The organism is Streptomyces sp. NPDC102274 (genome assembly GCF_044766385.1).
In the GTDB taxonomy this organism is placed as follows: domain Bacteria; phylum Actinomycetota; class Actinomycetes; order Streptomycetales; family Streptomycetaceae; genus Streptomyces.
Map to the genome: position 1 here is coordinate 356,441 of NZ_JBIWLW010000004.1, position 12,971 is coordinate 369,411.

The 12,971-nt window shown below is 70.5% G+C and carries 12 protein-coding genes; 7 read left to right on the forward strand and 5 right to left on the reverse strand.

Going from position 1 to position 12,971, the window contains the following annotated elements:
* Positions 1-25 precede the first annotated feature (25 nt).
* Positions 26-1,207, forward strand: a complete 1,182-nt coding sequence (locus ACIRQP_RS08210) for a glutathionylspermidine synthase family protein (protein ID WP_403885187.1) — start codon at positions 26-28, stop codon at positions 1,205-1,207.
* 138 nt (positions 1,208-1,345) lie between these two features.
* Here ACIRQP_RS08210 and rocD read toward each other — a convergent pair whose 3' ends face one another.
* Positions 1,346-2,551, reverse strand: coding sequence for an ornithine--oxo-acid transaminase (rocD, locus tag ACIRQP_RS08215; protein ID WP_403885190.1), 1,206 nt, complete (start codon positions 2,549-2,551; stop codon positions 1,346-1,348).
* A 295-nt stretch (positions 2,552-2,846) separates the two neighbouring features.
* Here rocD and trpS point away from each other — a divergent pair, with 295 nt between their 5' ends.
* Both trpS and ACIRQP_RS08225 read left to right on the forward strand, forming a co-directional pair.
* Entirely contained in the window at positions 2,847-3,860 is a 1,014-nt protein-coding gene (trpS, locus tag ACIRQP_RS08220; RefSeq protein ID WP_403885193.1) for a tryptophan--tRNA ligase, read from the forward strand.
* A 257-nt stretch (positions 3,861-4,117) separates the two neighbouring features.
* Complete coding sequence (locus ACIRQP_RS08225; protein ID WP_403885388.1) at positions 4,118-4,717, forward strand: 2'-5' RNA ligase family protein; 600 nt, start codon at positions 4,118-4,120, stop codon at positions 4,715-4,717.
* A gap of 84 nt (positions 4,718-4,801) precedes the next feature.
* Here the strand turns inward: ACIRQP_RS08225 and ACIRQP_RS08230 are convergent, their stop codons facing one another.
* Positions 4,802-5,557 carry a decaprenylphospho-beta-D-erythro-pentofuranosid-2-ulose 2-reductase gene (locus ACIRQP_RS08230; protein ID WP_403885196.1) on the reverse strand — a complete coding sequence of 252 codons (756 nt, stop codon included), beginning with the start codon at positions 5,555-5,557 and terminating at the stop codon, positions 4,802-4,804.
* Positions 5,558-5,669: 112 nt separating this feature from the next.
* Entirely contained in the window at positions 5,670-7,100 is a 1,431-nt protein-coding gene (locus tag ACIRQP_RS08235) for an FAD-binding protein (RefSeq protein WP_403885199.1), read from the reverse strand.
* A gap of 90 nt (positions 7,101-7,190) precedes the next feature.
* On the opposite strand from ACIRQP_RS08235, the gene ACIRQP_RS08240 reads away from it, so the two are divergent.
* Positions 7,191-8,213: a YihY/virulence factor BrkB family protein gene (locus ACIRQP_RS08240; RefSeq protein ID WP_403885202.1), complete on the forward strand. Its 1,023-nt coding sequence runs from the start codon at positions 7,191-7,193 to the stop codon at positions 8,211-8,213.
* On the opposite strand, the gene ACIRQP_RS08245 is transcribed toward ACIRQP_RS08240, so the two are convergent.
* Positions 8,161-9,477: a D-alanyl-D-alanine carboxypeptidase family protein gene (locus ACIRQP_RS08245; RefSeq protein ID WP_403885205.1), complete on the reverse strand. Its 1,317-nt coding sequence runs from the start codon at positions 9,475-9,477 to the stop codon at positions 8,161-8,163. The two genes, ACIRQP_RS08240 and ACIRQP_RS08245, sit on opposite strands and share 53 nt — an antisense overlap.
* A gap of 148 nt (positions 9,478-9,625) precedes the next feature.
* Between ACIRQP_RS08245 and ACIRQP_RS08250 the strand changes: the two genes are divergently transcribed.
* Positions 9,626-9,892, forward strand: a complete 267-nt coding sequence (locus tag ACIRQP_RS08250) for an SCO4848 family membrane protein (protein WP_403885391.1) — start codon at positions 9,626-9,628, stop codon at positions 9,890-9,892.
* Positions 9,893-9,903: 11 nt separating this feature from the next.
* On the forward strand, positions 9,904-11,217 hold the full coding sequence (locus ACIRQP_RS08255; protein WP_403885208.1) for a metallophosphoesterase: 1,314 nt from the start codon (positions 9,904-9,906) through the stop codon (positions 11,215-11,217).
* 93 nt (positions 11,218-11,310) lie between these two features.
* On the opposite strand, the gene ACIRQP_RS08260 is transcribed toward ACIRQP_RS08255, so the two are convergent.
* On the reverse strand, positions 11,311-12,132 hold the full coding sequence (locus ACIRQP_RS08260) for a TetR family transcriptional regulator (RefSeq protein ID WP_403885394.1): 822 nt from the start codon (positions 12,130-12,132) through the stop codon (positions 11,311-11,313).
* A 154-nt stretch (positions 12,133-12,286) separates the two neighbouring features.
* Here ACIRQP_RS08260 and ACIRQP_RS08265 point away from each other — a divergent pair, with 154 nt between their 5' ends.
* A complete protein-coding gene (locus ACIRQP_RS08265) occupies positions 12,287-12,796 on the forward strand; it encodes a nucleotidyltransferase domain-containing protein (protein WP_403885211.1) in 510 nt (169 codons plus the stop codon).
* The last annotated feature ends 175 nt before the right edge of the window (positions 12,797-12,971 follow it).

The following is a 12,971-nucleotide window of genomic DNA, read 5'->3' on the forward strand; positions in this document are numbered from 1 at the left end:
GGGCCGGCCGACCGGTGATCCGCTGATGAAACGTCACATCACAGAGCCCCGCCCCGACTGGCAGCGGATAGTCGAGGAACAGGGCGTCATCTACCCGCTCACCCGCTACCCGGACGACTCGCTGCGGCCGTACTGGGACGAGAGCGCCTACTACTCCTTCACGCTGCCCGAGGTCGAGGCCCTCGAAGAGGTCGTCGAAGAGCTGCACGCGCTGTGTCTGGGCGCCGCCGCGCATATCGTCGAGCACGACCGCTTCGCCGACCTCGGCATCACCGACCCCCGGCTCGCCGCCCTGATAGCCGAGTCCTGGCGGCGCCGCACCGAACTGCCCTCCATCTACGGGCGGTTCGACCTGCGCTACGACGGCACGGGTCCGGCCAAGATGCTGGAGTACAACGCCGACACCCCCACTTCACTGGTCGAGGCCGCGAGCGCCCAGTGGTTCTGGATGGAGGACCGGTTCCCCCACGGCGACCAGTGGAACTCCCTGCACGAGCGGCTGGTCGACGCCTGGAAACGGCAGTCCGGCCTCCTTCCGCCCGGCCCGGTGCACTTCGCGCACTCCGACGGCGACGAACTGGGCGAGGACCTGATGACGGTCGCGTATCTGCGCGAGACCGCCGAGCAGGCCGGCCTGGACACGGAGGCGCTCTCCGTCGAACAGATCGGCTGGGACCGGCTGTCGGGCCGTTTCGTCGACGACCGGCTGCGCTTCATCCGCAGCTGCTTCAAGCTCTACCCCTGGGAGTGGCTGGCCACCGACCGCTTCGGCCCGTATGTCCAGGACACCCTGGACAACGGCGGCGGTACGGGCACCACCTGCTGGATCGAACCCGCCTGGAAGATGCTCCTCTCCAACAAGGCGCTCCTGGCGATCCTCTGGGAACTCCACCCCGGCCACCCCAACCTGCTGCCCTCCCATCTCGACGGCCCCCGCGAACTGGCCGCCTCCCGCGGCTATGTGGCCAAGCCCCTCCTCGGCCGGGAAGGCGCCGGCGTCACCGTTCATGAGCCGGGGGCGCCGCCGGTGCCGCGGGACGAGCCGTGCTGCTACCAGGAGTTGGCGCCGCTGCCCGACTTCGACGGCAACCGCGTGGTGCTCGGCGCGTGGGTCGTCGAGGACGAGGCGGCGGGCCTCGGTATCCGCGAGTCCTCGGGCCTGATCACCGACGAGTACGCCCGCTTCCTGCCGCACGTGATCCTCTAGGGCCTGTCTTCAAAGTAGCGCCGTCCGACCGAGAGGCCTGCCGGGCGTCGCCGGGCAGGCGGGACTTTGAAGACAGGCCTGGGCCCTGTCCGGCGGGACAGGGCCCAGATTCTCCGGGTCCTGGGCCCTGTCCGGGACCTAGTCGGCCAGCACCGCCCTGAGCTGGTCCAGGCCCCAGTCCAGGTCCTCCTTGCTGATCACCAGCGGCGGGGCGATCCGGATCGTGGAGCCGTGCGTGTCCTTCACCAGCACGCCCCGGTCCATCAGCCGCTCCGAGATCTCCCGGCCCGTCCCGCGGGACGGCACGATGTCCACCCCCGCCCACAGACCCCGGCCACGCACCGTCTCCACGGCGCCGCCGCCCGCCAGCAGGCCCAGTTCGTGGTGGAGATGGTCGCCCAGCTCCGCCGCGCGCTGCTGGAACTCGCCCGTCCGCAGCATCGCGATGACCTCCAGCGCCACCGCGCAGGCGAGCGGATTGCCGCCGAAGGTCGAGCCGTGCTCGCCGGGCCGGTACACGCCGAGGACCTCGGCCGAGGACACCACGGCCGACACCGGCACCACCCCGCCGCCCAGCGCCTTGCCCAGGACATACATGTCGGGCACCACGCCCTCGTGCTCGCAGGCGAAGGTCTTCCCCGTCCGGCCCAGACCCGACTGGATCTCGTCCGCGATGAAGAGCACGTTCCGCTGCCGGGTCAGCTCCCGCACCCGGGCGAGATAGCCCGCCGGTGGCACCAGGACCCCGGCCTCGCCCTGGATCGGCTCCAGGAGCACGGCCACGGTGTTCTCGGTCATCGCCGCGTCCATCGCGGTGAGATCCCCGTACGGAACGATCTCGAAGCCGGGCGTGTACGGGCCGAAGTCCGCCCGCGCCTCCGTGTCCGTGGAGAAGCTGACGATCGTGGTCGTACGGCCGTGGAAGTTATTGGCCGCGACGACGATCTTCGCCATGCCGTCCGGCACGCCCTTGACCCGGTAGCCCCACTTCCTGGCGGTCTTCACGGCGGTCTCCACCGCCTCCGCGCCGGTGTTCATGGGCAGCACCATCTCCATGCCGCACAGCTCGGCCAGCTGTGTACAGAAGTCGGCGAACCGGTCGTGGTGGAACGCCCGGGAAGTGAGCGTCACCCTCTCCAGCTGGGCCTTCGCGGCGTCGATGAGCCTCCTGTTGCCATGGCCGAAATTGAGTGCCGAGTACCCGGCGAGCATGTCGAGGAAGCGCCGCCCCTCGACATCGGTCATCCACGCGCCGTCCGCCGAGGCGACCACGATGGGCAGTGGGTGGTAGTTGTGCGCACTGTGGGCCTCCGCCGAGGCGATGGCACTCTCCGTTGTCGACACGGGTTTCTCCGATCGGGTCAGGACAAGCTGTGCGGGCTGTGCGGGCTGTGCGGGACAAGCTGTGCGGTGCGGGTGGGGCGAAGCCCCACTTTCTATCGTCGCTCGCAGTGTGGACGAGGAAACCTTGCCCTCGGCATGCCCCGACTGAACAGAAACCGGACGCCGGGCGACCGCCGGCCCTGTCCCTCCCGCCTCGTCTCCCCCTCGTCTCCGTCCCGTCTCCGTCCGGTCTCCGCCTCGTCTCCGTCCCGGCTGCGTTCCCGACCTGTCGGTCATACCTGAGAGAATGGTGAACATGGCCTCTGATCGTCCCCGCGCGCTCTCCGGAATCCAGCCCACCGCAGGCTCGTTCCACCTCGGGAACTACCTCGGTGCGGTGCGCCAGTACGTCGCGCTGCAAGAAACCCATGACGCCTTCTACATGGTCGTCGACCTGCACGCGATCACCATTCCCCAGGACCCGGCCGAGCTGCGCGCCAATACGCGTCTCGCCGCGGCCCAGCTGCTCGCCGCCGGCCTCGACCCGCGGCGCTGCACGCTCTTCATCCAGAGTCATGTGCCCGAGCACGCCCAGCTCGCCTGGGTCATGAACTGCATCACCGGCTTCGGTGAGGCCTCCCGGATGACGCAGTTCAAGGACAAGTCCGCGAAACAGGGCGCGGACCGCGCCACGGTCGGGCTCTTCACATACCCGATCCTCCAGGTCGCCGACATCCTGCTGTACCAGGCGAACGCCGTCCCGGTCGGTGAGGACCAGCGGCAGCACGTCGAGCTGACCCGTGATCTCGCCGAGCGCTTCAACAGCCGCTTCGGACAGACGTTCACGGTCCCGGCGCCGCACATCGTCAAGGAGGTCGCGAAGATCTACGACCTCCAGGATCCGGCCATCAAGATGAGCAAGTCGGCGTCCACGCCCAAGGGCCTGATCAATCTGCTCGACGAGCCGAAGGCCACCGCGAAGAAGATCAAGAGCGCGGTCACCGACACCGGCACGGAGATCCGGTTCGACACCGAGGCCAAGCCCGGAGTGAGCAATCTGCTCACGATCTACTCCACGCTCACGGGCACCACCGTCGCGGAGCTGGAGGACAAATACACTGGTAAGGGCTACGGTGCGCTGAAGACGGACCTGGCGGACGCGATGGTCGAGTTCGTCACCCCGTTCAGGTCCCGCACGCAGGAGTACCTGGACGATCCGGAGACGCTGGACTCGATCCTGGCCGAGGGCGCGGAGAAGGCCCGCGCGGTCGCGGCCGAGACCCTGGCGCAGACCTACGACAGAGTCGGCTTCCTCCCCGCCAAGCACTGACGGAGTACGGGCCACGCACCGACGGAGTACTCGCGCGGTACTGAGGAGTACCGGCGGCGCACCGGCGCGGAAGCGGGGCCGGATGCCGGCGCGGAGCGAAGACACCGGAGGTCAGTGGGGTGCACCGGTACGGCAGACCACCGCGCCGGACGCCCCCGGCCACCGCTGGAGGGCCGGGCGGTGCGACCGTCACACTGGCGAGCGGCGGCGAAGACGCAGACCATCAACACATGGACCACGGGACTGAGGAGATCGATGTGGGGACCGTAACGCTCGGCGTTTCGATCGCGGTCCCGGAGCCGTACGGCAGCCTGATCCAGGACCGGCGTGCGGGCTTCGGTGATCCCGCCGCACACGGCATTCCCACGCATGTCACGCTGCTGCCGCCCACCGAGGTCGACGCGTCGGCGCTGCCCGCGATCGAGGCGCATCTCGCCGCCGTCGCGTCGGCAAGCAGGCCGTTCCCGATGCGGCTGTCCGGCACCGGTACGTTCCGCCCGCTCTCGCCGGTGGTCTTCATCCAGGTGGTCGAGGGCGCGTCGGCCTGCACGTGGCTGCAGAAGCGGGTCAGGGAGTCGTCGGGACCGCTCGTACGCGAGCTCCAGTTCCCGTATCACCCCCATGTGACGGTGGCGCACGGCATCGCCGAGGAGGCGATGGACCGGGCCTATGAGGAGCTGTCCGAGTACGGCGCGGCCTGGAGCTGTACCTCCTTCGCGCTGTACGAGCAGGGCGCGGACGCCGTGTGGCGCAAGCTGCAGGAGTACGAGTTCGGCGGTGACGGGGAGAGCTCGGGGGTGCCCCCGCAGACCACCCCCGTCGCCACCCCCGTCGACCGGCCCGCCTCCCTGTACTGAGTCCCGTCTCCCCGCGCTGAGTCCCGCCTCCCTGCGCCGACTTCCGTGTTCTTGCGCCGAGTTTCGGCCCCGGAGGCCCCTGACTCAGACCGGCAGCCTACGGAACAGCGGGCGCGGCAGATGGCGCACCGCCGCCATCACCACCCGTAGCGCCGCCGGCACCCATACGGTCTCCGAGCGCCGCCGCAGCCCCAGCTCGATGGCCGCGGCCACCGCCTCCGGTGTCGTGGCCGGTGGCGTTTCCGGCCGGCCGGCCGTCGCCCTCGACCGTACGAAGCCGGGCCGTACGACCATGACCTGCACCCCCGTGCCGTACATGGCGTCCCCCAGCCCCTGCGCGAACGCGTCCAGGCCCGCCTTGCTCGACGCGTAGATGAAGTCCGCGCGACGGGCCCGCTCGCCGGCCACCGACGACAGCACCACCAGCGAACCGTGCCCCTGCGTCTGCAACGCGCCCGCGCACACCAGCCCCGCCGAGACCGCTCCGGTGTAGTTGGTCTGCGCCACCCGGACCGCCGCGAGCGGCTCTGCCTCGTCGTGCGCCTGGTCGCCGAGGACTCCGAAGGCGAGCAGCACCATATCGATGTCGCCTTCCGCGAAGACCTTGCCGAGCACCTCCTCGTGGGAGCCCGGGTCCAGGGCGTCGAAGGCGACGGTACGGACGTCCGCGCCCAGGGTCCGCAACCGGTCGGCGGCGGTGTCCAGGGCGGGGGAGGGGCGGCCCGCCAGCCAGACGGTACGGGTCCGGCGGGCGATCAGCCGGCGCGCGGTGGCGAGCCCGATCTCCGACGTACCGCCGAGGATGAGCAGGGACTGCGGGGTTCCGAAGGCGTCCTTCATCGTGAATCGCTCCTCAGGTGAAGGCAGTAGGGCAACAGACGGTGACGAATACGGGTACGTACGGGTGTTGGTACGGGTGTTGCTACGGCTACGGCTACGGCTACGGCTACGGCTACAGAGACAGCCGGCGTGACAGGTCCGAGACGAAGACCGCGCGCGGATCCAGTTCGGCGCGCAGTGCGCGGAACTCGTCCAGCCGCGGATACATCGCGGCCAGCAGATCCGGCCGCAGCCGGGCGTCCTTCGCGAGACAGACCCGGCCTCCGGCCGCCGCGACGTCCTGGTCCAGCTCGTCCAGGAAAGGTCCGAGACCGGTCAGCCCCGCGGGCAGGTCAAGGGCCAGCGCCCACCCGGCCATCGGGAACGACAGCCACCCCGGATCCGCCTCCCCGAAACGTCTGAGCTCGGCGAGGAAGGACGGGCAGCCCCGGCGTGCCATCCGCTCCACGATCCGCCGCAGGGCCGCCTCCTGCCCGTATCCGACGACGAACTGGTACCGGACGAAGCCGTCGCGCCCGTAGATCCGGTTCCAGTGCGGCACACCGTCCAGCGGATGGAAGAACGCCGTGAGCCGCCGCAGCTCCCCGGTCCTGCGCGGCGGCGCCGCGCGGTATCCGAGCGCGTTGACGAGCCCGGCCGCGGTCCGTCCCAGCAGCCCCGGCGGTACGAGCGCGGGCGCGGCCGTGAGATCTCCCGGCCGGAAGGGGAGCGGGCGCGGAGCCAGTGGGCGCCGCCGGGCGCGCGGGGGGAGGGCGTCCAGCGGCGCGTGCTCCGCGCGGATCAGCACCGCGCGCCCCAGAGCCGCCCCCCGGGCCAGCAGATCGATCCGGGCGCTCGCGTACCGGTGGCCGGGGCGGGAGGTGGCGAGCCGGGCGAGCAGATCGTCCAGATCCCTGGCCCGTTCGGTGTCGACGGACATCAGGGAGGTCGCCACGCGGTGCAGCCGTACGGTCGCCGAGAGGACCACGCCCGTCAGGCCGAGCCCGCCCGTCGTCGCGTCGAAGAGCGGGGTGCCGCGAGGGACCGTGCGTACCTCGCCGTCGGCGGTCAGCAGCTCCACCGACAGCACATGACGGGCGAAGGAGCCGGACCCGGGATGGTTCATGCCGTGGATATCGGCGCCGATCGCCCCGCCGACCGTCACATAGCGCGTCCCGGGCATCACCGGCACGAACCACCCCAGCGGCAGCAGCACCTCCAGCAGCCGGTGCAGACTCACGCCCGCGCCGCACACGACGACGCCCGTGTCCGCGTCGATGGCGTGGATCCGGTCCAGCGCGGTCATGTCGAGGACCGCGCCGCCCGCGTTCCGCGCCGCGTCGCCATGGGCCCGGCCGAGGCCGCGGGCGATGGAACCGCGGCTTCCGGTCGCGCGTACGGCGGCCACCGCCTCCTCGTACGAACGGGGGCGGACCAGCAGGGCGGTCGTCGGGGCGGTACGGCCCCAGCCGGTGAGGGAGACGAACGGGTCGACGCCGTCGTCCACAGGGGCGGCGTCGAGAGCGGCGGGGACGTCGGTGTCGAGGGCGGTGTCGGCAGACATGATGGTGACCGTATCGCCCCATACGGCATTCTTTGTGGCCTTTGTTGTGATGCTCGCGCTGGTTTTCCGATCAGCGGGTACACGTCGTTCATGGACTGGCTGAAGAAACTGCCCCTTGTCGGCCCGTTCGTGGCCAGGCTGATGCGGACGCACGCCTGGCGTTCGTACGAGACGCTCGACCGCGTCCACTGGTCCAGGCTGGCCGCCGCCATCACCTTCATCAGCTTTATCGCGCTCTTCCCGCTGATCACCGTCGGCGCCGCGATCGGCGCCGCGCTGCTCAGCCAGAGCCAGCTCTCCCGGGTGCAGCACACCATCGCGGAGCAGGTTCCCGGCATCTCCCAACAGCTGGACATCAACGGACTGGTGGCCAACGCGGGCACGGTCGGGGTGGTGGCCGGCGCGCTGCTGCTCTTCACCGGGATCGGCTGGGTCGGCTCCATGCGCGAGTGCCTGCGCGCCGTCTGGGAGCTGGACGACGCGAAGGAGGGCAATCCGTTCCTGCTCAAGGGCAAGGACGCGGTGGCGCTCGTCGGTCTGGGGGCGGTCGGGGTGGTCTCACTGGGGGCTTCCGGCTTCGGCTCGACCGCCGTCGGCTGGACCGCCGACCGGCTGGGCATCCCGGAGAACGGCGCGGGCGGCGTGCTGCTCCAGACCGCCGCCCTCGTCGTGGCGGTCCTCGCCGACTTCGTTCTGCTGCTGTACGTGCTGACGCTGCTGCCCCGCGTCCATCCGCCGCGCCGCCGGCTCATCGTCGCCGCACTCATCGGCGCCATCGGCTTCGAACTGCTCAAGCTGCTGCTCGGCGGCTATGTGCGGGGCGTGGCGGCGAAGAGCGTGTACGGCGCGTTCGGGGTGCCGGTGGCGCTGCTGCTGTGGATCAACTTCACGGCGAAGCTGCTGCTGTTCTGCGCCGCCTGGACGGCGACCCGCGGCAAGGCGGACGAGGCGCCGGAGGCGGAGGGGGCAGACGAGGTGGACGAGGCGCAGGAGTCGGACGTGGGGGATACCGGCCCGGAGACCGAGCAGCGCCGGGGCAACGGCAATCGCGCGGGCGGGGCTACCCGCGCGGACGGCGACGGACCAGGTCGGGCAGTGGCCAGCGCCGGTTGATCAGGAACACCGCGCCTCCCAGTACGACCAGCACCCCGCCGACGAGGGCGAGAGCCGTCCCGACACCGCCCGTGCCCTCGCCGTTCGCGGCCGCGAGCTTGGCGGGCTCGCTGGCCGTCCCGGCCGAATCCGCTCCCACGGCGCTGGGGCTCGGCGAGGCGTTCGTACGGGCGGACTTGGGCGGCACCAGCTCGCCGACCGGAGTCACCTTCCCGGCTGCCGAGAAGCCCCAGTCCAGCAGCCGTGCCGTCTCCTGGTAGACCGCCTGGCCCTCGGTGGAGGACGGGTTCATGACGGTGACCAGCAGCACCCGGCCGTCGCGCTCGGCGACCCCGGTGAAGGTCGCGCCCGCGTGCGTGGTGTTGCCGTTCTTCACCCCGGCGATGCCCTTGTACGTTTGGACGCCGGGGGCGCCGGTCAGCAGCCGGTTGGTGTTCTGGATCTCGAACGAGTCGCGCTTCGGTTGCCCGTTCTTGTCCTTCTCGACCTTCTCGCCTTCCTTCGGCTTCTGCACGTCGCCGGGGAACTTGGCCGTCACCGTCGAGCAGTACTCCCGGAAGTCCTTCTTCTGAAGCCCGGAGCGGGCGATCAGGGTGAGGTCGTACGCGCTGGAGACCTGGTTCTTCTCGTCGTAGCCGTCGGGCGACACGACGTGCGTGTCCAGCGCCTGGAGCTCTTCGGCGTGCTTCTGCATGTCCTTGACGGTCTTGGGGACCCCGCCGTTCATCTCGGAGAGCACATGGACGGCGTCGTTGCCGGAGCGAAGGAAGACCCCCAGCCACAGATCGTGGACGGAGTAGGTGAGGTTTTCCTTGACACCGACCAGACTGCTGCCCGCGCCCACCCCCGCGAGATCGGTGGGTGCCACCTTGTAGACCTTGTTCTTGGGCAGCTTGGGCAGCACCGTGTCCGCGAAGAGCATCTTGAGTGTGGAGGCCGGCGGGAGCCGCCAGTGGGCGTTGTGCGAGGCCAGCACCGCCCCCGACTCGGCGTCCGCGACGATCCAGGACCGGCCGCTCAGTTGTTTGGGCAGAACCGGCGCGCCGGCGCCGAGGTTCACCTGCGTGCCCGCCCGGCCGAGCTTGGCCCCGCCGACCGTGGACATCGAGACCGGCGGCTTCGGCTGGTTGTTGTCGGGCCCGTCGATCTTTCCGTCGGCCGATGCGGGCACGGCGATCATCACGGGAAGCAATGCGGCGGCGGAGACCGTCAAGGCGGTCTTTTTCAGAGCGGACACGATCGAAAACGTACATGGCGTGAGCATCGGCGCCGACCCGGGTGGGCTGATCGGGTCCATTACCGGCGTGTCCGGATGCCGTGTGGGTGCCGCTGACGGTATCGCGCGCCCGTCCGACCGGTTGCCCGCCGGACCCGGCTGCCGTCGCCCGGACGGCGCCGGTGATACTGAATCCATGAAGCTCAACCGCCCTGTGTCCTGGTTCCTGCTCGCCTTCGGGGTGTGGAGCTGGTTCATCTGGATCACTTTCGTCAAGAACCTGTGGCAGGACGGCAGTGGACTCGCGTTCGACGACGCCGGTGATCCGACGGGGTACTTCTGGGTGCACCTGACGCTCGCCATCGTGTCCTTTCTTCTGGGGACGGCCGTTGGCGTCATCGGGTTCCGAGGCGTGCGCGCCCTCCGGCGCGAACAGCGCGAACAACATGAACAACTGGGATAGGGGGCCTGTTCGTGGTCGTCGTGATCGTTCTGGGGGCGCTCGCCGCCGTATCGCTGGTCGCCGGGGCGCACTGGTACCTCTGGCGGCGCCTGGTGCGCGACACGACCAGCCCCGGCGGCCTCGCCCGCAGGCTGGGCACCGTCGCCGTGGTCGTGCTGCCGTTACTGTCGGTCGGCGCCGTGGTCTCGGGGCGCTCGGGAATGCCCTTCCGGGCGCAGCAGGCGCTGGCCTGGCCGGGCTATCTGTGGCTGGCGGCGCTGCTGTACCTGCTGCTGGCGCTGCTGGTCGGCGAGGCCGTACGGCCGCTGCTGCGGCGGCTGCTGGAGCGCCGGGACGCGACGGCCGGGGCGGACGCGCCGGGCGAGGCTGAGGTCCCGGCGGAGGCCGTTGCCCGTACGACGGTGAGCACGGGTCCGGGCACGCAGCCCGGTACCGGCATATCCGACGGGAGTTCGGACCTGTCGGAACCGCCCGCCCCGGCCACCTCACCCGCCCCCGCGCCCTCCCGCCGCCTGTTCGTCTCGCGTGTCGTCGGCGGCGCCGCCGCCACCGCCGCGCTCGCCACCGTCGGATACGGCACGTACGGAGTCCTGCGCGGCCCCCGCGTCAAGCGCGTCACCGTCCCGCTCGCCAAGCTGGCGCGCGGCGCCCATGGCTTCCGTATCGCCGTCGTCAGCGACATCCACCTCGGACCGACCCTGGGCCGCGCCCATGCCCAGCGCATCGTGGACACCATCAACTCCACCCAGCCCGACCTGATCGCCGTCGTCGGTGACCTGGTGGACGGCAGCGTCGAGGACCTGGGTCCGGCGGCGGAGCCCCTCGCCGGTCTCAGGGCCAAGCACGGCTCGTTCTTCGTGACCGGGAACCACGAGTACTTCTCGGGCGCCGACGCCTGGGTCGACCACGTCCGTGAACTGGGCCTCCGGCCCCTGGAGAACGAGCGCGTGGAGATCCCCGGCTTCGATCTCGCCGGGGTCAACGACGTCGCCGGCGAGAGCGAGCACACGGGCCCCGACTTCGCGAAGGCACTCGACGGCCGCGACCGGGCCAGGGCGTCCGTACTCCTCGCCCACCAGCCCGTCGTCATCGACGACGCCGTGCGCTACGGCGTCGACCTCCAGCTCTCCGGACACACCCACGGCGGTCAGCTGTGGCCGGGCAATCTCCTCGCGGGCCTGGCCAACCCGACCGTCGCCGGTCTGGAGCGGTACGGCGACACCCAGCTGTACGTGTCGCGCGGCGCGGGCGCCTGGGGTCCGCCGGTGCGGGTCGGGGCCCCCTCCGACATCACCGTCGTGGAGCTGGCCTCACGCCAGGCTTAGGGCATGGTGCGCCCCATGCCCAGGCCCGCGCCCAACCGTGTCCCATGTCACGTGACCCACGTCATGTGATCCGTGCCGCGTGGCTCCGGACGGTCAGCTCTGGCCGCTCGGCTTCCGGGAGGCGCGGCTCGCGGCCGCCTCGGCCATCCCCGGCAGGAAGTCCTCGAACAGCTCGTGCACTTCCCGTACGAGCGGCCGCAGCGCCCGGAACCGCGAGAGCGCGATGCCCCTGCTGGTCAGCCGGGCACCGCGCTCGGCGAGCCGGCGTGACCGCTCGCTGCCCTCGGAGCGGTCGAAGACCCAGTACAGGACCAGCCCCATCTGGGCGAGCCACATCAACTCCGGCAGCAGGTCGGCCAGTTCGTCCGCGACCTTCGCCTTGGAACCGGCCAGCACCTCGCGGTGGACGGCGACGGCCGCGTCGCGCGCGTGTTCCGATTCGGGGGAGAAGGGGCTCAGCGGGCTCTCGGGGTCGGCGGCGTTCTTGAAGAACTGGGCGGCGAACTCGTGGTACGGGGCGGCGACATCGATCCAGACCGTCAGTACGCCGGCCATACGTGCCTCCAGCTCGGTCTCCCGGTCGAGCACGGCCCGCGCCGCCAGCCGGTGTTCGGCGCCGATCCGGTCGTAGAAGCCCTGGACCAGATGTTCCTTGGACGAGAAGTAGTAGTAGGCGTTCCCGACCGAGACCCCGGCCTCCGCGGCGATGGCCCGCATGGTCGTCTTGTCGAAACCGCGCTCCTGGAAGAGCCGGAGCGCGGTTTCGAGGATGAGCGTGCGGGTCAACTCGCTCTTGGGGACGGGAGCCTTGGGGACGGGAGCCTTGGGGACCGGGGCCTTGGGGGCCCTGGGGACTTTGGAGCGCAGCACTCCGCGTACGTTCTTCTGATCCTGTTCCCGGTCCTTCTGGTCCATCTCGTCCTTCACACCGACCGAGCCTAATGCGAAGGCGCGGGTACGTCGCACGCCCTTCCTGGTCGGCGCCGTACGGGACACGCGGAAAGGCGCACGGGGAACACGTGGAAAACCGGGTGCCGGAGGGCGGGCGCATCGGGGAGAGTGGCGCACCATGATGAGCGCGGAGGATGTACTGGCCGTCCTGGACCTGCTCGATCGCGCGGGCATCAGGGTCTGGCTCGACGGCGGCTGGGGAGTCGACGCGCTGCTAGGGGAACAGACCCGGCCCCACAGCGACCTGGACATCGTCGTTCCCACCGGGGACCTGGGCCGCTACGACCGCACCCTGCGCGCCCACGGCTTCCGGCTGATGCGCGACGACGGGCCGTACAACTACGTCCTGGTGGACGGCGCGGGCCGCGAGGTCGACGTGCACAGCGTCGATCCGACCACCACCGTGACGGATGCCGACGGCGAGTTGGTCCACGGCCCGAACGGCCTCGCTTACCCGGTAGCTTCGTTGACGGGCTCGGGTACGGTCCTCGGCCGCCGCGTCGCCTGCTGCACACCCGAGTATCAGGTGCGGTCGCACACGGGGTACGAGATCGATGCCGACGACGTCCGCGACGTCCTGGCGCTGCACCGCCGCTTCGGCGTACCGCTGCCGCCGCCGTACGCGTGAGCCAAGGCTTCGTCAGATCAGGGGGGATTCGCTCGGGGGAGTGGCCCCCACCTGCAAGAGCCGCGTACGGAGCAGCGCGCCGCAACCGGCCGCGATCACGATCCGGGACAACTGAGCCCAGTCGTCCGGTACCTCCAGACCGCCTCTTCGTTGACGAGGCGAAACTGGCGGTATT